Source organism: Flavobacterium sp. UBA6135 (genome assembly GCF_002428305.1).
Taxonomy (GTDB): Bacteria; Bacteroidota; Bacteroidia; order Flavobacteriales; family Flavobacteriaceae; genus Flavobacterium.
This window is the reverse complement of sequence record NZ_DIVJ01000050.1, coordinates 127,267-149,794: the sequence shown is the minus strand read 5'-3', so window position 1 is coordinate 149,794 and position 22,528 is coordinate 127,267. Positions and strand designations below refer to the sequence as shown.

The window sequence follows — 22,528 nt, the reverse complement described above, 5'->3', positions numbered from 1 at the left end:
ATGACAAATATCACAAATTCATTGATAGAAAAGAAGTATTTTTGAAAAATATTTTTAACTAAATCATGAAATTGTGTAAAATTTCAATTTTAGCAGTCTTCTTAATTACTTCACAAATTGTTTTTTCACAAAAAATTACTGACGAAAAAAGACAAATTTGGGTAGGATATATTACGCAAACAAAAATCTCAAAACCAATTTCAATTTGGAATGATTTTCATTGGGTTCCTGAAAGTTTTTTTATTGCAAGAACCGGATTGACTTATCATTTTGACAATAAATTAAAAACTACCACTACGCTTGGTTATGCTCATGCTTGGTTTTATCCTTCCGAAGGAAATGACACCTATAGACCCGAACACCGTATTTTTGGACAAACAACTTTTAGTCACAAAAAAAAATCGTTTAATTTCTTTCATAGAATACGATACGAAGCCAGATTTAGAGGTGTAATAGTTGATGATTTTTTACAAAATGAATTCAACTTTAATTACAGATTTCGATATTTATTTCAATCACGCTATTTCTTTACAAAAGATAAAACCGGTAACTGGTTTGCGGTTGCTTCTGATGAAATTTTGTTTAATGCCGGACATGAAATTAAAAACAATTTCCGATTGGACCAAAACAGAATTTCGCTTGGTTTTGGCTATCAAACAAAGAACATGACATTTCAATTAGCCTATATGAATCAACTAATTGAATCGAATACCGAATTTAGCTTTAGAATGAATCACAACCTTCAATTGTTGGTATTTCATAATTTTGATTTAACTAAAAAAAACAATCCAACAGAGTAATCATTCCTGATTGATTTTAGTCAAAAAATATCATTCCTTTTTTATTTCGTACCTTTGCAACCGTCAAATTGATTTGTTTGGATTAACTTATTGCTATTTTCATTCATTCTACTAATCCAAATTTTTGATTTCCAACGAAGGAAATCTTCTTAAAATCAAGTAACAGTTTTAACTGTTCATCTGCCTTGGGAAAATCCCAATTACGGCATAAATAATCAAATTTAAAAAAAATAAAAAAGGCATTTTGTCTTTGAATTTTTAATAGAAATGAATTATGGAATTTATACTCATTACCACTCAAACAGGAAATCATCCAACTTATTCTCCAAAAGTTATTGCTGAATTTTTATTCACTCATTTGGAACAATATGGCGATAAAACATCAGCTATTTTGAAATGCATCGACTTTGTAATGAATCCCGCAAAAGGCGGCACCATAGTTATTGGTTTGGATGAAAATAAAATCGTTGGCGTCGTTATTTTGAACAACACCGGCATGAAAGATTACATTCCGGAAAATATTCTTGTCTACATAGCTGTTGATAATTCACAACGCGGAAAAGGCTATGGCAAAAAATTAATGCAAAAAGCGATTGATTCCACTACTGGTTCCATTGCACTGCATGTTGAACCCGATAATCCGGCTTTTCATTTGTATAAAAAGATGGGGTTTACCAACAAATATTTAGAAATGAGGTTAACCAAATAATCGTTATGGAAAATTTAAACCAACGACTGGAATCACTCATTCGTTTTCGAAAAGAACTACATAAAAACCCTGAATTGTCAGGAAAAGAGATAGAAACTGCAAAAAGAATTGTTTCATTTTTAGAACAATATCCACCCGATGAAATGCAAACCAATGTAGGCGGAACCGGAATTATTGCCCTTTACAAAGGTGCTGAAGAAGGAAAATCAATTTTATTTCGATGTGAATTGGATGCGTTACCCATTAAAGAAACAAATTCATTTGAACATAAATCTTTAAAAAATACTATTTCACATAAGTGCGGACACGATGGTCATATGGCTATTTTGTGCGGATTGGCGACCGAATTACATCATCAACGACCGGAAAAAGGAAACGTAATTTTATTGTTTCAACCTGCCGAAGAAAATGGTTCAGGTGCAGAAAAAGTAGCCAATGATGATAATTTTAAAAAGTACAAACCCGATTATGTTTTTGCTTTGCACAACTTACCCGGATTTGATAAAAATCAAATTGTTGTGAAAGACGGCACTTTTTCGTGTGCTGTAAAAAGTATGATTATTCGATTGAAAGGAAAAATTGCTCATGCTGCCGAACCTGAAAATGGCATTAATCCGGCATTGACAATTGCATCAATCATTCAACAATTTGATGAGAAAAATCAAATGGATAAAACGAAACCTAACTTTTCAATCCTTACTCCTATTTACATTTCGTTAGGTGAAAAAGCGTATGGTGTTTCAGCTGGCAAAGGCGAAGTTCATTTCACTATTCGTTGTCAAACTAATAAAGAAATGGATAAACTTTCAAAAGAATTGGAAAACTTGACCGAAGAAATTTCAAAAAATCATCAATTAGAATATAAAATTAAATGGACGGAATCTTTCCAAGCCAATGAAAATAATGCTGATGCGAACAATTTCATCAAAAATGCATCAAAAATTTTAGGATTGGATGTACTTGAAAAAGAAACTCCTTTTAGTTGGGGCGAAGATTTTGGATTGTTCACACAACTACATAAAGGAGCAATGTTTGGACTTGGAGCTGGAAAAGAAATTCCGGCTTTGCATCATTCGGATTATGATTTTCCGGATGAAATTATGGCAACCGGCGTAAAATTATTTCATCAAATCAGTAAAGAAATCAATAATGCATACTAATTCTATTATAGAACTTAATTCAGATTCCTATCTAAACAACTTACTTTTTTTAAAGAAAATGTATGGCAAAGATGTCATTCTTTCTTCTGTTGTAAAAGGAAATGCGTATGGTCATGGCATTGAAGAATTTGTGACAATGGCTCATAAATCTGGTGTTGCACATTTTTCTGTTTTTGATGTTGCCGAAGCTCAACTCGTTAAAAAACAACTTCCTAAAAAAGTTACCATTTTGATTATGGGATTTGTCTCGGATGAACTAATGGAATGGGTTATTCAAAACGACATTGAATTTTTTGTATTTGATAAAAAAAGATTAGACTCAGCCATTAAAATCAGTAAAAAGTTAAATAAAAAAGCCATCATTCACATTGAAGTTGAAACCGGTATGAATCGAACCGGTTTTGTTCAAAATGAATTAAACAGCCTAATTTCTTTACTAAAAAAAGAAGAAAATCATATCGAATTCAAAGGATTATGCACACATTTTGCCGGAGCCGAAAGTATGTCAAATTACTTTAGAGTCAAACAACAAATTGAACGATTTGAAAAAATATATGCTTATTTCTGTGTAAAAAATTTAATCCCAAAAATAAAACATTCCGCTTGTTCAGCCGCTTCAATTATGTTTCCTGAAACCAGAATGGACATGGTTCGCATCGGAATTATGCAATATGGATTATGGCCAAGTCCTGAGGTTTTTGCCAGTTATATTTCCTCCAAAAAGAAGAAAATTGATCCGTTAAAAAGAGTCATATCTTGGAAAAGTCAAGTGATGAGTATCAAAAAAATTGATGCGTGCGAATTCATTGGTTACGGAACGAGTTTTATGGCGAAAGAAAAAATGAAAATTGCCACCATTCCAATTGGTTATGCACACGGTTACAGTCGTTCGCTGAGTAATAAAGGTCGAGTGATTATAAATCAACAGCGATGTATGGTGGTGGGAACGGTCAATATGAATATGATGTTGGTGGATGTTTCGGATATTCCTTCCATTCAAATTGGCGATGAAGTAATTCTCATCGGAAGCCAAGAAAAAATTGATGTTTCTGTAGCTTCGTTTAGCGAAAACAGTAATCAATTAAATTATGAATTACTAACGAGAATTTCAAAATCAATTCCCAGAAAAATTTTAATCTAATGGCATTTATCAAATTATATCGATCAAAACTTCAAGAAAATTATAGTTTTCTTGACGATTTATTCAAATCCAGAAATATAGAATGGGGCGTTGTTTCCAAATTATTGTGTGGAAATATAATCTATTTGAAAGAGTTAATTGCTCTTGGTGCAACTGAAATTCACGATTCCAGAATCAGTAATTTAAAAAAAGTAAAAAAACTAAATCCGGCTATTCAAACCGTTTACATCAAACCGCCGGCAAAGTTAAGTATTAAACGAATTGTTGAATTTGCTGATGTGAGTTTTAACACCGAAATTTTCACAATAAAACTTCTTTCAGAAGAAGCGATTAGACAAAATAAAATCCATAAAATCATCATTATGATTGAAATGGGCGATTTGCGTGAAGGTGTAATGGGCGAAGAATTAATCCAATTTTATGGCGAAGTTTTACAACTACCAAACATAGAAGTTCGCGGAATTGGTACGAATTTAAATTGTTTGAGTGGCGTAATGCCAACGCAAGACAAATTGATTCAATTAAGTTTATACAAACAATTGATTGAAGCCAAATTCAACGTTTCTATTCCTTGGGTTTCAGGAGGAACTTCAGTGGCGGTTCCTTTGATTTTAAAGAATGCACGACCGATGGCGGTGAATCATTTTAGAGTTGGTGAAGCGTTGTTTTTTGGAAAAGATTTATTTACCGGTGAAACGATTGAAAACATGCATAACGATGTTTTTAAATTATATGCCGAAATCATCGAAATCACTCAAAAACCGAACATTCCTGATGGTGAATTAGGCGAAAATGTGGCTGGAAATTCATTTTCAATTGCAAATATTGAAGATTTAGGCGGAACATCACTTAGAGCTATTTTGGACATTGGTTTGTTGGATATGCAACCTAAATATTTAGAAGTTGAAGATGAAAATATCACGATCGTGGATGCTAGTTCGGATATGTTAGTAGTTGATATTTCTAATTCAGAAAATCAGTATTCTGTTGGCGATTTGATTTCTTTCAAATTGAAATATATGGGAGCTTTGCAACTTTTAAATTCTGATTATATTGAAAAAATTGTGGAATAAAAAAGGAGCTCGTTAGGCTCCTTTCTGTTATTTTACAAACTTGTCAATTCCACTTCGTAACCATTTCTCATATACATCGATATTTGGATCATAACTTGCCGGCTCATCTGAAATGGTATTGCCATCTGTATCCAAAATCAAATAATACGGCTGAGCATTGGCTTTATATTTGGTAATTTGGAAATCGCTCCATTTATTACCAATGGTTTTGATTTTTTTGCCGGTCTCTTTTGATACATATTTTTCGTTTTCGGCTAATTCCTTTTTGTCATCAACATATAACGAAATTAAAACCACTTCATTTTTCAAAATAGAAAGTATTTTTGGATCAGACCAAACATAATCTTCCATCTTGCGACAGTTCACACAAGCATATCCGGTAAAATCAAGCAATATGGGTTTATTCACTTCTTTTGCATAAGCTAAACCATATTTATAATCGTGAAAAGCCATGATTCCGTGCGGTCCGGAATGAGCACCTTTGGGTAAGATTCCTAATTCTAATGCACTTCCGCTGCCACCAACTCCATTTGGACTTTCGCTATAATGCAACGGAGGTGGAAAACCGGAAATTATCTTTAACGGAGCACCCCAAAGTCCGGGAACCATATAAATGGTGAAACTCAACACAAACAATCCCATAAATAATCTTCCTACGGAAATATGAGTAAGCGGACTATCGTGTGGCAACGTTAATTTACCAAATAAATACAATGCCCAAGCTCCAAAAACAGCAATCCAAATCGCTAAAAAGGTTTCTCTTTCAAACCAATGCAATTGCAAAACCAAATCGGCATTCGATAAAAATTTGAATGCAAAAGCCAATTCTAAAAATCCAAGTGAAACTTTTACGGTATTTAACCATCCACCTGATTTTGGTAAGGAATTCATCCAACCTGGAAATAAAGCAAATAACATAAATGGTAAAGCAATAGCTGATGAAAAGCCTAACATACCCACGATTGGAGCAATTCCACCTTTGGAAGCTGACTCAACAATCAACGTTCCTACAATTGGTCCCGTACAAGAAAATGATACAATAGCTAATGCTAATGCCATAAAAAAGATGCCGATGATTCCGCCTCTATCCGCTTGACGGTCTACTTTATTTGCCCAAGAATTTGGTAAAACAATTTCAAACGCACCTAAAAAAGAAGCAGCAAAAAGAACTAATAATGCGAAGAAAATTAAATTAAATGTTACACTTGTCGAAAGTTCATTCAAGGAGTCAGGACCAAATATGGCTACAATGGCAGTACCTAAAAGCACATAGATTACAATAATTGAAATACCATAAATAATGGCATTTTTGATTCCTTTCGACCTGTCTTTACTCTGTTTAGTGAAGAAACTCACTGTCATTGGAATCATTGGAAACACACAAGGTGTCAGTAAAGCTAAAAAACCAGAAAAAAATGCGACGATAAAAATAGTCCAGAGATCCTTTTTTTCTTCTTTTTTCTCCGCTTTTTTTAACTTTTCTTCTGCTACTTTAGTAGATGTAGAATCCACTTCAGTAGAAGTTAGCGTAATGTTAGATAAACTTGCGTCCTCTACTGAATCTGAAAGCACCACCTTACTATTCGGCAAAATAAATTCAAAAGTTTTGTATTGTTGAATACATTGTTCCAAACAAGCCTGGTATTCAACTTCTACTTTGATTGATTTTAAAGCAGGATTTGTCACTTTTACTAACTGCTGAAATTGTGCAGAACCTTCAAACAAGTACTCATCAACTCCAAAAACTTCTTCAAATTTTACTTTATACTTACTTTCAGTTGTTTTACCTACCAATTGGTAATTACCTTTAGAATTTTCGTAAATGAAAATGGTTGGAAGCGAGCCACCTTCCGGTGTAAATTGTGAAAAAATATGCCAATCCTTTTGAATGGTAGCATCAAATTTTAATAGAAATTCCGTGTCCGATTTTTGTTCAATGGAAGTTTTCCATTTTACCGGATCTAAAATTTGAGCTTGTGAAAAAGTAAAAGCAAAAAGGGTAAGGAGTGTAAAAATTAAATTCTTCATTATATTACTTCTATTTTTAAAATAGTTTGTGTGTTTTCGGTTACTTTAAATCGGTCGTCCATACGTTTCCCAACAAGCCAAACGATTTGATTATCAGAGCATAAAAGCCATGTATTTTCTTTATCGATGATGGAAAATTTTTCGTCTTTAAAAAATTTACTCAACTTCTTTTTTCCGTTCATTCCAAAAGGGTAAAAATAATCACCTTCTTGCCATTTACGAAGTTTTAAAGGAAACTTTAACGCATCTGCATCCACAAAGATAGTTTTTGCATCGGATATAGTAATGTCACTTGTGTTACAAAACGTCAACTTTAAGGGAAAATTAAGTTCTGATTGATTTATAGTAATAAAATATTCGTCAGAAATTTTGTCCGCTTTTGGTTCAACAATCAGTGTTTCTCTATCTTTAACCAATCTGAAATGCTCCGAAAAAATTTGCTTTCCGGATTGAGCTTGCACTAAATCATAAATGTCTTGCCAAGCTGAAAATCCGAAAGGCATCAACCATTGATACAAATACGCTTGATAATTAGGAAGTTGCAATAATTTATTTAAATCAATTATCTTTTGATTATCAACATCTTGCACTACTTTTCGATACACAATTCGCGAAGCATCATCCACCAACGATTGAGCTTGATTGAGGTTTTGAATGGTATTTTCAAACGAATCTAAAAAACTCGGATTAAATTCCTTTAAAATCGGAACAACGTGATGGCGAATTTTATTTCGAAGATATTTATCGGAAGCATTACTAGAATCTTCTCTCCAAGAGATGTTATGTTCTTTGGCAAAAATTTCAATTTCTGCTCTGGAGAAAATTAATAAGGGGCGAATAATTTTATCGTTTTGGGATGGAATTCCACATAATCCATCTAAACCGGTTCCGCGAGAAAAATTGATTAAAAATGTTTCCAATTGATCGTCTAAATGATGAGCAGTTGCAACAAAATCAAACTTTTCAGTTTCCAACAATTCATAAAACCATTCGTATCGCAACTGTCGGGCTGCGACTTGGATCGATAATTTTTCGTCTTCGGCAAATTGCTTCGTATCAAATTTTTGAAAAAAACCTTGAATGGAGTTTTCTTTGCAAAAGGATTTCACAAAATATTCGTCTTCATTACTTTCATCATTTCGAAGTTGAAAATTGCAATGAGCAACAGCAAATTCTATTTTCGTTTTTGAAATTAAATCCAATAAAACCATACTGTCCAAACCACCACTGACCGCGATTAGAATTTTCGCCTTTTGAAGAAAAGGAAAATTAGTGTTGATACTTTTTTGGAATTTGGTTAGCATTTTTCAAAAGTACTTATTTCATTTGATTCCACGAAAGTACGTTAACATTTGTTCGCTTTTGATTGTCATCCCCGGCATAAACCAAACTTTTTGATTTAATTTCATCTTTGGCTAAGCTCTCAAAATAATTAATTTCCTTAAATAAATCGGTTGTAACTGTTTTGGTTGATTTAATTTCGATGACATTCAACAAATCGTCATCTTGACGAATCAAATCTACTTCGTGACCATTGGAATCTCTCCAAAACCACAATTCTTCCATTTTATTTTGATGAAAATTTTGCTTAACATACTCGCCAACAATCATATTTTCAAATAAATTTCCTTTGTATGAATTAAATTTTATTTGATCGGTATCTTTTATTTTTAACAAATGACAGAGTAAACCAGTATCATAAAAATATATCTTCGGACTTTTTATGACGCGTTTATCAAAATTTTTATGGTAGGGTTGCAACAAAAAAATGATGTAACTACTTTCTAATAACGAAATCCAAGCTTTTGCTGTGGGTTGCGTAATTCCACATTCGTTTGCCAATGAATTTAAGTTCAATAACTGTCCGGCACGCGAAGCACATAAACTCAAAAAGACACGAAAAGTACGCATATCACGAATGTTTACTAACTCAGTAATATCTCGTTCTACATAGGTTTGAATATAATTTGAATAAAACACTTGCGACGGAATTGAACGGTCATAAATTGCAGGATAAAATCCTTTTAACATCGCTTTTGTGTAATCATCTTCCATTAAATCTGCTGAATGGAGTTCGCCAAAATCAAAAGGTAATAGCTTAAAAAGAGCAACTCGACCGGCTAAACTTTGTGTGATATTCTTCATTAAATGAAAGTTTTGCGAACCCGACAAAATGAATTGTCCCATAATTTTTTTCTCGTCAACAATCGTTTGTAAATAAGAAAATAATTGTGGTACTCGCTGTACCTCATCAAAAATGCAAAATTGACTATACTTTTCAAAAAAACCATTTGGATCATTTTCAGCAAAAGCTCTTAAATCCGGATTTTCTAAGCTTAAATAGGTATAATCGTAAAAAAGTTCTTTTAATAAAGTTGTTTTTCCTGATTGCCTAGGCCCGGTTAAAGCTAGAATCGGATATTTCGTTTTATATATTTTTAATTGCTCAATTATTTTTCTATTTACAGGCATAAAACTCTAATTATAAAACAAATATATAAATTTATTTTGAATATACAAATACTTTATTTTGAAATTACATAAAGTTTATTTTTAAATTACATAGATTTTATTTTGAAAATACATAAAATTTAATTTGAAATTACATAACTAATTCAACACCTCAAACATTGCTTTCGCTTTCAACAAACATTCTTCATATTCGCCTTCGGGAGTAGCTTCGGAAGTAATGGCACTTCCCACGGAAAAAGACAAATATTGATTTTTGGAATTGTATAAAATACTTCGAATCACAACATTAAAATCAAAATCACCTTCAGGAGAAAAATAGCCGATTGCTCCGCTGTATAAACCACGTTTTGTTTCTTCCAACTCTTCGATGATTTTCATTGCAGAAAATTTGGGAGCACCGGTCATACTTCCCATTGGGAAAGTAGTTTTGATAATTTCAACAGGAGAAGTCGTATTTTCCACTTGAGAAACTACCGTCGAAATTAGTTGATGCACTTGTTTAAACGTATAAATTTGGCATAATTCTTCTACTTCCACAGAACCTTTTATGGCAGTTTTAGATAAATCATTTCGAACCAAATCCACAATCATAATGTTTTCGGCACGTTCTTTCGGATTTACAGCTAAATCCGATTTGGATTGTTCGTCTAATTCGACATCAAAAACACGTCGGGCTGTTCCTTTAATGGGTTGGGAAATAATTTTAGTTCCTTCCTTTTTTAAATAGCGTTCAGGCGAAGCAGAAAGTAAAAACTGATGATTATTCTTGAAATAAACAGCAAAAGGTGGTTGCGAAATGGCGTTGAGTTTTTGATAAATTTCGATGGGATCAATTGTTGCGTCTTTCGCAAAAAACTCCATGCAAAAATTCGCTTCATAAATGTCGCCATGATGAATGTATTCAAGCATTTTAGACACTTTTTGAAGATACGCTTCTTTTGAAATGCGTTGTTGGATTTTAGTCTCACTTTCATCTCCAGACTCCAAACTTCCCTCTTCCCTCTTCCCTCTTCCAATATCCTCAAAATCATCATCCACTTCATCATCACACAAATTAAGATACTGCATTTCAACTTGATTTTCTTTCAAAAAAAACAACTTTTTAGGTTGAAAGAAAAACAAATCAGGAAATTCTAATCCATCAAAATTTTTAGATTGTAAGGCTTCTGTATCATTTTTTAAATCATAAGACAAATAGCCGAACAACCAATCTTTTGTATGCGTTTGGTATTGATGTAAGTCTTCAAAAGCATTATAATAATCGGTTTTGATGGAAGTAAAAGCATCCACAGCCAAAACCGCATCATAATTAGAATACTTTTGATGATAATTATTGGTATCCAAAAAAACAACCTCTCTAAACTGATTACCCCAAATCAACAATTTTTGTTTGAAGATTTCAGGATTTTCAATTGAAAAGACTTTTTTTACTCTGAGCATTTTTAGACAAAAATTATTTTAATGCTATTTCAAATTGATGAAGCTTCTGTAAAATTTCATTTTTAATTGCTTCGTTGGAAATTTTTTTATCTTCCACAGAAAAATTTTCTTTGAATGACGGAAAAGAAAACGTATCAACTATTTCTGCACCAAAGCGAGGAAGCATATTTTTAGTTACTTCCAAAGAACCTATTCCACCGCGAGATCCGTTTGAAGTACTTAATAAAAAGACTTTCTTTCCTTCTAAAAATTTTCGATCCAATCGGGATAACCAATCCAAGACATTTTTAAAAAAAGCTGATGGATTACTGTTATGCTCATTAACAGAAACAATCAATCCTTCAGAAGCCTGAATATGCTTATAAATTTGACTTATAGAAGTTGGAAAACCATTATCTCTTTCTTCATCTTCACTGTAAATTACCAGGTCCATATCGGATAATTTGAACAATTCAAACGAAGTCTCTTTTAATTGCGTAGTTAAATAGGTTACTAGCTGATGATTTATAGAAGTGGAAGAATTACTTCCTGCGAAGGCTAAAATAGTTGACATTAAATTCAATTTTATATTCTACAAAATTAGCGAAAGAAAATTATTATATTTGATTTATAAACATTTAAAACATGAAAAAAATCATTTTAATTACCTTTTTTGTTTGTCTATTTCAGTATTCATTTTCTCAAACTACAAATGATAAATCTGCATTTAATGTGAAATATTATGATGCAAAAGATAAGTGGGTCATTTTTCCAAAAAAAGATACTGATAGCATTCATCCTTTTGGTTTTATATATCTTGATATGCAAGCCGGATTTACTTTAAATTTTGAAGGAACTGTTGTTATTAAAAATGATGGAACTTTCAAACTTTATAAAAACAATAGTGATGGAATGGTTAAGTATAGATTAGAACCATACAAAACTGCTGATGTTTATATTATTCCAGATAAAATAATTGAAAATTTTGGGTTAACAAACACTCCAGATTGGTTAAAATACTATCAACCAACTAACAATGAAAATATTCAAACATTGAAAGATTATGGTTTTAATTACAATCACGTAGGAGCATGCGAAAAAGCATTAATTTATTTAGAAAAAGCTTATAAAATTAATCCTCATTTTGATGGATTGGAATTTGAATTAGCTTATGCTTACAACCATTTGGGACAATATGAAAAAGCTATTCCTATTTTAGATAAAGCTATTTCTAACAATCCTAAAAATTATTACTTTTTTAGAGAGTTAGGATTTGCTTATGTGAAGCAAAATAAAATTCCTTTAGCAGAAAAAACATATGTAAAAGGAATAAAAATGTCTGACAATGATTTTGAAAAAAGTGAGATGGCATTAAATATGGCTCAAGGTTATTTTCAATCAAAAAACAGAAAGAAATTTGATGAATGGGCTAAAATAACAAGACAATATGCAAAACCAAATTCTCAATATGCCCAATATATCGATTTGTTCGAAAAAGAATGGGACAGTCCTAGATAAAAAAAACGCTTTGTAGATAAGTTCAAACTTTTTTAAACTTATCTACAAAGCGTAAATTCAAATCCTATTTTAACGTATTATTCCGGTTGTTTGTCCAAAAGCTCTAATTCAAAAATCAAATTAGTATCCGGAGGAATTACACCACCATAACCTGAAGGGCCATATCCTAAATTAGACGGAATATAAATCAAGTATTTATCACCAACATTCATCATGTTTAAAGCTTCTAAAAATCCGGCAATCAAACCGCCTTTGTTACCATATTGAAATGGAAACGGTCTGTAACCTTTTGCATCAGCTTTTTGTTGATTGAATTTTCCAAAAGTTTTTGAAACATCTTCATAGCTGCTGTCAAATAATTCTGCAGATTCAAAGAATCCTGCATAATTAACATAAACTGTTGTACCATCTGCAGGTTTTACACCACTTCCTTTGGTCAACACTTTATATTGTAAACCACTTGGTGTTGTTTGAGCATCTTTTTTATTCTTTGCAAAAAAGGCTACTTTTGCATCCATTACTTTTTTATAAGGAGCTAATGCAGTTTTCTTCTTCTCAGCTTCTTCTGCAGCTTTTTTCTTTTTTATCTCATCAAGGTAACTTGTACGATTTTCAAAAATCTTTGAAGCATCAAATTTTTTAGCTTTTTCACCTTTTCTAATAATAGTGACTTTTTCCATCACATCATCTTTTAAAGTTGCGTTAACAACATCAAAGCCTTTGACAACTTTTCCAAAAACAGTATGTCTACCATCTAAATGAGGTGTTGGAATATGAGTAATGAAAAATTGAGAACCGTTTGTTGCCGGACCTGAATTTGCCATGGATAAAACACCAGGTGAATCATGCTTTAAATCTGTAATTTCATCATCAAATTTATATCCCGGACCACCGGAACCTGTACCTGTTGGATCGCCACCTTGAATCATAAAATCATTAGCATCTCCATTTGTTTTTGAAATCACACGGTGAAATTTCAAACCATCATAATACGGTTTGTTTTTTAAATCACCGGTTACACTTGGATTTGTCCCCTCGGCTAAAGAAACAAAATTTGCTACTGTAACGGGAACTTTTTCATATTCCAATTGAATCAAAATTTTTCCTCTTTTGGTTTGAATTTCTGCATAAATTCCTTCTTCATCTTGAGCAAACAAATTCATTGCTAAAAAAGGAAGTAAGATTAAAAATAGTTTTTTCATTTTATTCTAAAATTTTAAAATTATTGTGGAGCGTTTTCAAGCATTTCAATTTCAAATATTAAATTTGAATTTCCGGGAATTGCCTCACCCATTCCTGCTTCTCCATATCCTAAATAGGAAGGAATGAATAAAACTGCTTTGTCATTAAGATTCATTTTTTCTGCTCCTTCTAAAAATCCGGGTATTAAACCTGTTTTTTGTCCATATTCAAAAGGGAAAGGTTGGTATCCATTCATATCAAATTGGCGTTGGTCAAATTTTCCGAAAGTTTTTGCTACTTCTGCAACACTGGTTTGAACTAATTCACCATTTTCTAAAAATAAGGTATAATTAAAAAAAACTGTTGAACCAACAGCAGGTTTTTTATTACTTCCTTTTTCAGTTATTTTATAAACTAGTCCGGACTGTGTTTTGGTTGCTGACTTTTTAATGTCTTCAAAAAATTTCAATTTGGCATCAATTGTTTCTTTGAATTCAGCTAAGAAAGCTTCTTTTTTGATGCGTTCTTGTTCAGCTACCTTACTTTGGAGTTCAGCTTCATTTTTAAAATCTTCTGTAAAAATTTTAACGGCATCAAACTTTTTAGCCACTTCACCATTTCTGATGATCGTTACTTTTTCAATAATATCATCTTGAACAATTGAGTTCACAACTTCCATTCCTTCAACAACATGACCAAAAACAGTATGCTTTCCGTCCAACCAAGGTGTTTCATTATGCGTAATAAAAAACTGTGACCCATTAGTTGCCGGACCTGAATTAGCCATTGATAAAATACCGCCTTTGTCATGTAATAAATCAGTAATTTCATCTTTAAATTTATACCCCGGTCCCCCTGAACCGTTTCCTTCCGGGTCACCACCTTGAATCATAAAATTTGGAATTACTCTATGAAAAGTCAACCCATCATAAAAAGGTTTTCCTTTTTTTGCTTCGTCAGTAACCATAGTGTTTTTGCCTTCAGCAAGGGTTATGAAATTGGCAACCGTAACAGGTGTTTTCTCATGTTCTAATTGAAGAATGATACTTCCTTTGTTTGTTTTAATTTCTGCAAACATGCCATCTCCCAATTGATCAAATTTAGAGGAGCAAGAAATAAGTAGCGTGGTTATTAGAATACCACAGATTAATTTAATTTTCATTTTTCTTAGTTAAAATTATTCATTTTTTTTAAAATCTCTCAAAAGAACAGTGCATCGCAAAGGAACATTTGGTCCTATTCGGTTTTTATCCCCCAAATAGCCATAAGCTATATGAGATGGGAACAAAAAAGTAACTTTTTCATTTTTACGCATTAACTTAATACCATATCGAAGTCCCATCATGATATCTTGTTCATCCACATAATACGTTTGTGGTCTAAGTTCCAATTCGGTATAAATTACATTATTGTATAAATCGTTAATTTCATAATCAAAATAAGCAACATCTCCTTTTTTTGGAGTCAATGTGTCTTTTTCATTTCTTGTTTCATAAAAATACCAAAATCCCTTTTTGGAAGAATAATATTTTATTTCAGGTGTGCTTTTTATAATAGAATCAATGATTTTCTCCTCATTTCCAACCAACTTTTTATTTCGAACAATAGATTCTTTAATAAATGTCCCTCCCGATCTTGAAACAGGTCTTCGGGCTTTATTTTCCTTGCAACCCATAACTAAAATTATGCCAACAACAAATAATAATAAAATAGATTTTTGCATTAGTTTTCCAATTGAGTTGTTGCATTAATAATTTTTATAAACTTACTAATCGTATTATTCATATTTTCATAGGATTTACCACCTGCTGCATTGATGTGACCTCCACCATTAAAATGTTCTCTGGCAAATTTATTTACATCAAAATCGCCTTGTGATCTAAAAGAAATTTTAATAATATTTTCTTCTTTATTTTCAATAAAAATAGCTGTAAAGATAATTCCTTTTAATGATAACCCATAATTTACAATGCCTTCTGTGTCACCTTTAACATAGTTGAATTCATCCAATTCTTTTTGAGATAAAGTGATATAGGACGTTTTTAGCTCCGGTATGATTTTCATATTTTGAAGAGCTCTTCCTAATAATTGTAAGCTATTGTATGAATTGTTGTCAAATAACAAATTGTGTACTTCGTAGTTTTTTACTCCTTTTTCTAAAAGTTCAGCCACAATTCTATGTGTTGCTGGAGTGGTTTTAGGAAAACGATACGAACCTGAATCTGTTGTAATTCCGGTATATAAGCAAGTGGCAACATCTAAATTAATTTTGTCTTTTCCATCTAAAAAAAGAATAAAATTGTAAATCATTTCACAGGTTGAACCAAATGAAGTATCAGAATATGTAACTGTTGCATAATCTGATGGAGCTTCATGATGGTCAATCATGACAAATGGAGCTGAGAGTTTTTCTAAAACCTGACCCATTTCGCCGGTTCTGTGTAAAGCATTAAAATCTAGGGTGAATAGCAACTCAGCTTCTTCTAATTTTTTTAAATTACTTTCTTTATCATTTTCATAAATCAAAACTTGTTCCGATCCAGGAAGAAATGCCAAATTAGATGGAAAATCATTGGGAGCCATCACAAAAACATCATGATTTTGTTGTTTTAAAAAATGATACAATGCTAAAGTAGATCCCATTGCATCGCCATCAGGATTGCGATGAGGAATGATAGCAATTTTTTTGGGGTTTTCCAGAAGACTTTTGGTCTGTTCAATTTGATTTTTATTCATAGGATGCGAAGTTACATTTTTTTAATAAAATGAACTCATTTCATGATAAAAAGTCCTAGCCAAACCGCTACTAAGCCAAACAGTATGCTTGAGCCAATGTAAACAAAAGCTATGGCTGTGTTTTGAGTTTGTAATAAATTAAAATTTTCAATTCCAAAAGCAGAAAAAGTGGTATAACCTCCACAAAATCCTGTAATAAATAAATATTTTAAATCAGAATTAAGTCCGTGTTTTTTTTCAAGAAACCCAACAAATAATCCAATTAAAAAACACCCTAAAATATTGGTAATGAAAGTAGCATACGGAATTATTCCCGTGTAGAATTTTTGAACAAATAGTGACGTAGCATATCGAAATACGCTACCAATGCCGCCACCTAAAAAAATAAGAAGTAAAGTCTTCATTAAATGAATTCTTGATTTAGTTTCAAAAATAATCAAAAATAAACTTAGAAATAAAAAAACCTCCTCAATTTGAGAAGGTTTGCTGATGTTTAATCCAACTTATTAGTTGATGATTATTTTTTTAACAAGGTATTGATTGTTCGATTTTACTTTCAATAAATAAAAACCTGATGGTATTGAGTTGATTTGCAATTGGTTTGCTGTTATATTTTCTTTTTGAATCACTTGCAATAATTGACCGTTAATAGAAATTAACTGAATTTCATCAAGTTCGATACTACTTTCTATTGATATCGTTTGATTGTTTGATGGATTTGGGTAAACGGTAATTGCGTTTTCAAAGTTGATTTCCGGAACAGATAACGTACAGTTTGATACATTCCATATATTACAAACGTAATCCGGATTGTCAACAAAAGGATTTCTGTTTCCTTGATAGGCATAAATTGCATTATTTCTGTTGATTTCTTTTTGAGAAACCGGGTCGTTAATATGCCAAGAATATAATAGTTGTAATGCCCATGTTTCAAAAACTTGATTCGAAGTGCCATTTAACATTTTATCTCCATCAGGGTTGTTTGTTTCCCAACCTGCAATCATATCTTGATAGCGTGTTGCCATGTAAAACAACGACCGAGCAATGTCTCCTTTGTATTCATCTGCCACTTCAAAAACATTTCCTGTTATGCCGGTTGTTGCACTTGAGCCTTTTTTGCTCCCATTACTACTTAAAAAAGAAACTAAATTTACATTTGCAAATGCCAAATTCCCTCTTTCATTATTTACTAATTTATCCGCAGGATAAATGTGTACTACATCTGAACGCATCGGTTCAACATTACCTCCAAACCAACTAGTTGGAAAACTATGCTCACGATTAAAAAATTGACATTCAACATTTCCTCCGGTTCCAACATCTTGATTTCCACCATTGATTGGTAATCCAAAAATGAATCCACAATTAGCATAAATATCCCAAACAGTTCCGTCTTGTTTTACATCAGCTGTTTCAAAAAATGACCAATGCGTGCTATAAGCTTGAGGAATATGACTGTTAGTTATAATTTGATGCAAAGCTGTTTTTAACGGATAACCACTCAATCCGTTAGCGGCATTATAATAACCCGCAGGTGCTTGAGCATTTAATAAAATGATATAAAAAACAGCAAGTAAAGTAATTTTCAATTTCATAATTATTCTAATTTTCGTTCCAATAAGGCCATATAAAACCCATCAAAACCTGATTCGGAGGCTAGGATTTTTTTATCTTGAACAAAGGTGAAGTTTTTACCATTTTCTGTTGTTAAAAAACGTTTTACTTGTTCTTGATTTTCAGAGGGTAAGACCGAACAAGTAGCATAAACTAACTTTCCGCCGGGCTTTACAATTCTGGAATAATTTTCTAAGACTTCGGCTTGCACTTTTCGGATATTGTCAATAAATTCGGGTTGTAATTTCCATTTACTGTCCGGATTTCGTTTTAAAACACCCAAACCGCTACAAGGAGCATCAATTAAAATTCGGTCTGCTTTGTCGTATAATTTTTTGATCACTTTCGTAGAATCAATAATTCTGTATTCAATATTGAAAGCACCATTTCGTTTGGCTCGAAGTTTCAATTGCTTTAATTTACTTTCATATAAATCCATTGCAATCAACAAACCTTTGTTTTCCATTAACGAAGCCATGTGTAATGTTTTTCCACCTGCTCCGGCACATGTATCTACCACTTTCATTCCGGGTTTTACATCTAAAAAGGCAGCAACTAATTGTGAATTAGCATCTTGTACTTCAAAAAAACCATCTTTAAACGCATCAGTCAAAAACACGTTAGCTCTTTCTTTTAAAACCAAAGCATCGGGTTGACTTTCCAAATAATCCGTTTCGATGTTTAAATCCATCAAAATGGCACGCAACTTTTGTTTGGTGGTTTTTAATGTATTTACTCGTAAAATTACTTGTGCTTGTTGGTTTTGAGCGGCAATTTCTTTAGACCAAAGTTCTTCGCCTAATTCTTTTACACCCAGTTCATCCATCCAATCGGGAATAGATTCACGGTATTTTCTGATTTTAGATAATTCATCAAAACGACCTTTGATTTTGCGTTGTGGCGTTCCTTCCAATTGTCTCCAATCCGGAATGGTGTAGCCTCGTAGAACTGCCCAAACGGCAAACATTCGCCATAAATCATCACGATCATAGGGTTCTTTAACTTCGGCAATTTCGGCGTATAAACGCTTCCATCTTACAATTTCGTAGATGGTTTCTGCAACAAACTTTCTGTCAGAACTTCCCCAACGTTTGTCCTTTTTTAAAGCTCTTGCCACCACTTTATCTGCATATTCTCCTTCATTGAATATAGCATTCAACGAATCAATAGTGGTGTAAACTAAATTTCTGTGTAATCTCATTATTTTTTTAATAGCCCGCAAAGGTATTACTTATTTGTGATTTATGGGAGTAGAAGGGTTAATTTTAAGTTATTTATACACAAAACCCAACACAAATGTGTCGGGTTCTGAATAATTTAAGGTTTGAATTGAGCTATGCTAAAACAGTTTCTAAAGTAGGTCCGGAATAAACCAAACGTTTGCCTTCTTCAGTATTTGTATATTGTTCAAAATTTTTGATATAACGAGCCGTTAAATCTTTGGCTTTTATTTCCCATTCTTCTTCCGTTTTGTAAGTATCTCTTGGGTCCAAAATTGCTTTGTCAACATTTGGAAGTTCAACAGGAATCGTTAAATTTAAGAAAGGAATGTGTTTGGTTTCCATTTGATCAATTTCACCACTAATGATGGCATCGATGATGGCACGCGTATTTTTGAGTGAAATTCGTTTTCCGGTTCCGTTCCAACCTGTGTTCACCAAATACGCTTTTGCTCCGTGTTCTTTCATTTTTCCAATTAATGTTTTAGAATACATCGTTGGATGCAAGGTCAAGAAAGCTTCACCAAAAGCTGGAGAGAACGACGGTTGTGGCTCAGTAATTCCTCGTTCTGTTCCGGCTAATTTTGATGTATAACCGCATAAGAAATGGTATTGAGCTTGGTCGTCATCTAAAATAGAAACCGGAGGCAACACCCCAAATGCATCGGCAGACAAATAAATAATTTTCTTAGCGTGACCCGCTTTGGATGGAAGCACGATTTTATTGATGTGATAAATTGGATAAGAAACTCTTGAATTTTCGGTGATGGAATGATCGTAATAATCCACTTCGCCATACTCATTCACCACTACATTTTCTAACAAAGCGTCTCGTTTAATCGCTCTCCAGATATCGGGTTCGTTTTCTTCACTTAAATCAATTACTTTGGCATAACAACCACCTTCATAATTAAAAACACCATTAGTATCCCAACCGTGTTCATCATCACCAATGAGATAACGTTTTGGATCGGCAGATAAGGTAGTTTTACCTGTTCCGGATAATCCGAAGAAAATCGCAACATCACCATTTTCACCCACATTAGCAGAACAATGCATAGAGGCCATTCCTTTCAAAGGAAGATAATAATTAATCATGGCAAACATTCCTTTTTTCATTTCGCCACCATACCAGGTTCCGCCAATAATTTGAATTTTTTCTGTTAAATTGAATACCACGAAATTCTCAGAATTTAAACCGTGTTCCTTCCAATTTGGATTGGTTATTTTTGAACCATTCATCACAATAAAATCGGGTTCACCAAAATTCTCTAACTCATAGATGGACGGTCTGATAAACATATTGGTCACAAAATGAGCTTGCCAAGCCACTTCCATTACAAAACGAACTTTTAGTCTTGTGTCAGGGTTTGTTCCACAAAAAGCATCAACAACATATAATTTTTTGGAAGTAGAAAGCTGTTTTAAAACCAATGATTTCAGTTCACTATAAACTGCTTGCGTTGTTGGAAAGTTTACTTTATCATCCCAATAAATGGTGTCTTTTGTAACATCATCTTTAACGATATATCGGTCTTTGGGAGAACGTCCCGTAAAAACACCTGTTTTCACAGCCACTGCTCCAGTATCGGTTAATGCACCTTTTTCATATCCTTTTCTCATGTGAGAAGTTTCAGCTTGAAACAACACTTCATAAGATGGATTATAAACCACTTCATGATAGCCCGTGATGCCTAAATCATGTAGTTCCTGAATGACTTTAATGTTTTTCATAATGATGGATATTTAAAGATTGTAATTTCATTTATCTATGTATCAAATTTCCGATTTATCACTCAAAATAAACCTGATAAATATCACTTTTCCTATAAATCTACGAAAACGTTTTCTTTGTTAATTATTGATTTTCAAAGCATTGACAACTCATTGATTCAGCTATATTAATTTAGCTAAAGTTTAATAAGTTAATGCATTAAAGTCCTCTAAAACTTTCGTAATTTTGCAATCGTTTAACTGATTTTCAACTACTAAAAAAAAATATATGAGTCAATTTGATGTGGCCATTATCGGTTCAGGACCAGGCGGATATGTTGCAGCCATCCGTTGTGCACAATTAGGATTTAAAACGGCTATTATAGAAAAATATTCGGTTTTAGGTGGAACATGTTTAAATGTTGGCTGTATTCCTTCTAAAGCTTTGCTTGCTTCTTCCCATCATTACCACGATGCAGTAGCTCACTTTGAAGAGCACGGAATCGAGGTTGGAAAAGTAAAACTTAACCTTGAAAAAATGATTGGTCGAAAACAAGCTGTGGTGGATCAAACTACCGGAGGAATCAAGTTTTTGATGGATAAAAATAAAATCACTGTTTTTGAAGGAATTGGTTCCTTTGAAGATGCTACTCACGTGAAAGTGACCAAAAACGATGGTTCTTCTGAAACGATTGAAGCCAAATATTCTATTATTGCAACGGGTTCAAAACCGTCAAATTTGCCATTTATTACATTAGATAAAGAACGCGTAATTACTTCTACTGAAGCATTAAAATTAAAAGAAGTTCCGAAACATTTAGTTATTATAGGTGGTGGTGTAATTGGAATTGAATTAGGTCAAGTGTACCTTCGATTAGGTGCACAAGTTTCTGTAGTGGAATTTATGGACAGAATTATTCCCGGAATGGATGCTTCATTATCTAAAGAATTGACCAAAGTGTTGAAAAAGCAAGGCATGAAATTCTACACTTCACACAAAGTAAAATCGGTTAACCGAAAAGGGAAAGCCGTTACTGTTGAAGCGGAAACACCAAAAGGAGAAATTTTATCTTTGGAAGGCGATTATTGCTTAGTTTCTGTGGGAAGAAGACCTTATACCGATGGTTTGAATGCCGACAAAGCAGGTGTAAAAGTTACTGATAGAGGTCAGATTGAAGTGAACGATCATTTGCAAACATCAGCTTCAAATATTTATGCCATTGGCGATGTGGTTCGTGGAGCCATGTTAGCTCACAAAGCCGAAGAAGAAGGTGTGATGGTTGCCGAAATTTTAGCCGGACAAAAACCACATATTGATTATAATTTGATTCCGGGTGTAGTTTATACTTGGCCGGAAGTTGCCGCTGTTGGAAAAACAGAAGAGCAATTAAAAGAAGAAGGTGTAACTTTCAAATCAGGAAGTTTCCCCTTCAAAGCATTAGGAAGAGCAAGAGCCGGTGGCGATACAGACGGATTTGTGAAAATCTTAGCCGATGCCAAAACTGATGAAGTTTTAGGTGTTCACATGATTGGTCCACGTTGTGCTGATTTAATTGCAGAAGCCGTTACAGCAATGGAATTCAGAGCCAGTGCCGAAGATATTTCGAGAATGAGTCATGCTCATCCAACGTTTGCAGAAGCGGTAAAAGAAGCAGCTTTAGCGGCTACGGATAATAGAGCTTTGCATGTGTAATTTCAAAATATATACTATAAAAAAACCAACTTTCGCAAGTTGGTTTTTTT

Annotated in this window: 20 protein-coding genes; 7 read left to right on the top strand and 13 right to left on the bottom strand. The window is 33.0% G+C overall.

The window, feature by feature from the left end:
* Positions 1 to 65 precede the first annotated feature (65 nt).
* The 5 genes from B3L86_RS13580 (at position 66) to B3L86_RS13560 (ending at position 4,883) form a co-directional block, all read left to right on the top strand.
* Positions 66 to 800, top strand: coding sequence for a DUF2490 domain-containing protein (locus tag B3L86_RS13580; RefSeq protein ID WP_291120385.1), 735 nt, complete (start codon positions 66 to 68; stop codon positions 798 to 800).
* Positions 801 to 1,074: 274 nt separating this feature from the next.
* Positions 1,075 to 1,509 carry a GNAT family N-acetyltransferase gene (locus B3L86_RS13575; protein ID WP_291120382.1) on the top strand — a complete coding sequence of 145 codons (435 nt, stop codon included), beginning with the start codon at positions 1,075 to 1,077 and terminating at the stop codon, positions 1,507 to 1,509.
* Between the two features lie 5 nt (positions 1,510 to 1,514).
* A complete protein-coding gene (locus B3L86_RS13570; protein ID WP_291120379.1) occupies positions 1,515 to 2,669 on the top strand; it encodes an amidohydrolase in 1,155 nt (384 codons plus the stop codon).
* Entirely contained in the window at positions 2,659 to 3,810 is a 1,152-nt protein-coding gene (gene alr, locus B3L86_RS13565) for an alanine racemase (protein ID WP_291120376.1), read from the top strand. Before B3L86_RS13570 ends, alr begins: the two co-directional genes overlap by 11 nt.
* Positions 3,810 to 4,883, top strand: coding sequence for an alanine/ornithine racemase family PLP-dependent enzyme (locus tag B3L86_RS13560; protein ID WP_291120373.1), 1,074 nt, complete (start codon positions 3,810 to 3,812; stop codon positions 4,881 to 4,883). The genes alr and B3L86_RS13560 overlap by 1 nt, the downstream gene beginning before the upstream one ends.
* Positions 4,884 to 4,910: 27 nt before the next feature.
* Here the strand turns inward: B3L86_RS13560 and B3L86_RS13555 are convergent, their stop codons facing one another.
* From B3L86_RS13555 to B3L86_RS13535, 5 genes are all read right to left on the bottom strand, one after another.
* Positions 4,911 to 6,911 (bottom strand): protein-disulfide reductase DsbD family protein, encoded by a 2,001-nt coding sequence (locus tag B3L86_RS13555; protein ID WP_291120371.1) that lies wholly within the window; start codon positions 6,909 to 6,911, stop codon positions 4,911 to 4,913.
* Positions 6,911 to 8,215 carry a tRNA lysidine(34) synthetase TilS gene (gene tilS, locus B3L86_RS13550; protein WP_291120367.1) on the bottom strand — a complete coding sequence of 435 codons (1,305 nt, stop codon included), beginning with the start codon at positions 8,213 to 8,215 and terminating at the stop codon, positions 6,911 to 6,913. The genes B3L86_RS13555 and tilS overlap by 1 nt, the downstream gene beginning before the upstream one ends.
* Before the next feature lie 13 nt (positions 8,216 to 8,228).
* Positions 8,229 to 9,383 carry an ATP-binding protein gene (locus B3L86_RS13545; protein WP_291120363.1) on the bottom strand — a complete coding sequence of 385 codons (1,155 nt, stop codon included), beginning with the start codon at positions 9,381 to 9,383 and terminating at the stop codon, positions 8,229 to 8,231.
* 138 nt (positions 9,384 to 9,521) lie between these two features.
* Positions 9,522 to 10,823 carry an anthranilate synthase component I family protein gene (locus tag B3L86_RS13540; protein ID WP_291120360.1) on the bottom strand — a complete coding sequence of 434 codons (1,302 nt, stop codon included), beginning with the start codon at positions 10,821 to 10,823 and terminating at the stop codon, positions 9,522 to 9,524.
* Between the two features lie 13 nt (positions 10,824 to 10,836).
* On the bottom strand, positions 10,837 to 11,376 hold the full coding sequence (locus B3L86_RS13535) for an NADPH-dependent FMN reductase (protein WP_291120357.1): 540 nt from the start codon (positions 11,374 to 11,376) through the stop codon (positions 10,837 to 10,839).
* Positions 11,377 to 11,447: 71 nt separating this feature from the next.
* Between B3L86_RS13535 and B3L86_RS13530 the strand changes: the two genes are divergently transcribed.
* The gene (locus B3L86_RS13530) at positions 11,448 to 12,320 is read left to right on the top strand and encodes a tetratricopeptide repeat protein (RefSeq protein WP_291120354.1); all 873 of its coding nucleotides are present in this window, start codon (positions 11,448 to 11,450) and stop codon (positions 12,318 to 12,320) included.
* Positions 12,321 to 12,397: 77 nt separating this feature from the next.
* On the opposite strand, the gene B3L86_RS13525 is transcribed toward B3L86_RS13530, so the two are convergent.
* From B3L86_RS13525 to pckA, 8 genes are all read right to left on the bottom strand, one after another.
* Complete coding sequence (locus tag B3L86_RS13525; RefSeq protein ID WP_291120351.1) at positions 12,398 to 13,522, bottom strand: peptidylprolyl isomerase; 1,125 nt, start codon at positions 13,520 to 13,522, stop codon at positions 12,398 to 12,400.
* Between the two features lie 20 nt (positions 13,523 to 13,542).
* A complete protein-coding gene (locus B3L86_RS13520; protein WP_291120349.1) occupies positions 13,543 to 14,664 on the bottom strand; it encodes a peptidylprolyl isomerase in 1,122 nt (373 codons plus the stop codon).
* 15 nt (positions 14,665 to 14,679) lie between these two features.
* Complete coding sequence (gene gldI, locus B3L86_RS13515) at positions 14,680 to 15,225, bottom strand: gliding motility-associated peptidyl-prolyl isomerase GldI (protein ID WP_291120346.1); 546 nt, start codon at positions 15,223 to 15,225, stop codon at positions 14,680 to 14,682.
* On the bottom strand, positions 15,225 to 16,238 hold the full coding sequence (locus B3L86_RS13510; RefSeq protein ID WP_291120343.1) for a DHH family phosphoesterase: 1,014 nt from the start codon (positions 16,236 to 16,238) through the stop codon (positions 15,225 to 15,227). Before B3L86_RS13510 ends, gldI begins: the two co-directional genes overlap by 1 nt.
* Positions 16,239 to 16,273: 35 nt before the next feature.
* Positions 16,274 to 16,642, bottom strand: a complete 369-nt coding sequence (crcB, locus tag B3L86_RS13505) for a fluoride efflux transporter CrcB (RefSeq protein WP_291120340.1) — start codon at positions 16,640 to 16,642, stop codon at positions 16,274 to 16,276.
* Between the two features lie 102 nt (positions 16,643 to 16,744).
* Complete coding sequence (locus B3L86_RS13500) at positions 16,745 to 17,833, bottom strand: endonuclease (protein WP_291120337.1); 1,089 nt, start codon at positions 17,831 to 17,833, stop codon at positions 16,745 to 16,747.
* Positions 17,834 to 17,835: 2 nt separating this feature from the next.
* The gene (locus B3L86_RS13495; RefSeq protein WP_291120334.1) at positions 17,836 to 19,053 is read right to left on the bottom strand and encodes an RsmB/NOP family class I SAM-dependent RNA methyltransferase; all 1,218 of its coding nucleotides are present in this window, start codon (positions 19,051 to 19,053) and stop codon (positions 17,836 to 17,838) included.
* Between the two features lie 133 nt (positions 19,054 to 19,186).
* Positions 19,187 to 20,806, bottom strand: a complete 1,620-nt coding sequence (gene pckA / locus B3L86_RS13490) for a phosphoenolpyruvate carboxykinase (ATP) (protein ID WP_291120332.1) — start codon at positions 20,804 to 20,806, stop codon at positions 19,187 to 19,189.
* A gap of 268 nt (positions 20,807 to 21,074) precedes the next feature.
* On the opposite strand from pckA, the gene lpdA reads away from it, so the two are divergent.
* Positions 21,075 to 22,478, top strand: a complete 1,404-nt coding sequence (lpdA, locus tag B3L86_RS13485; protein ID WP_291120331.1) for a dihydrolipoyl dehydrogenase — start codon at positions 21,075 to 21,077, stop codon at positions 22,476 to 22,478.
* Positions 22,479 to 22,528: the final 50 nt, after the last annotated feature.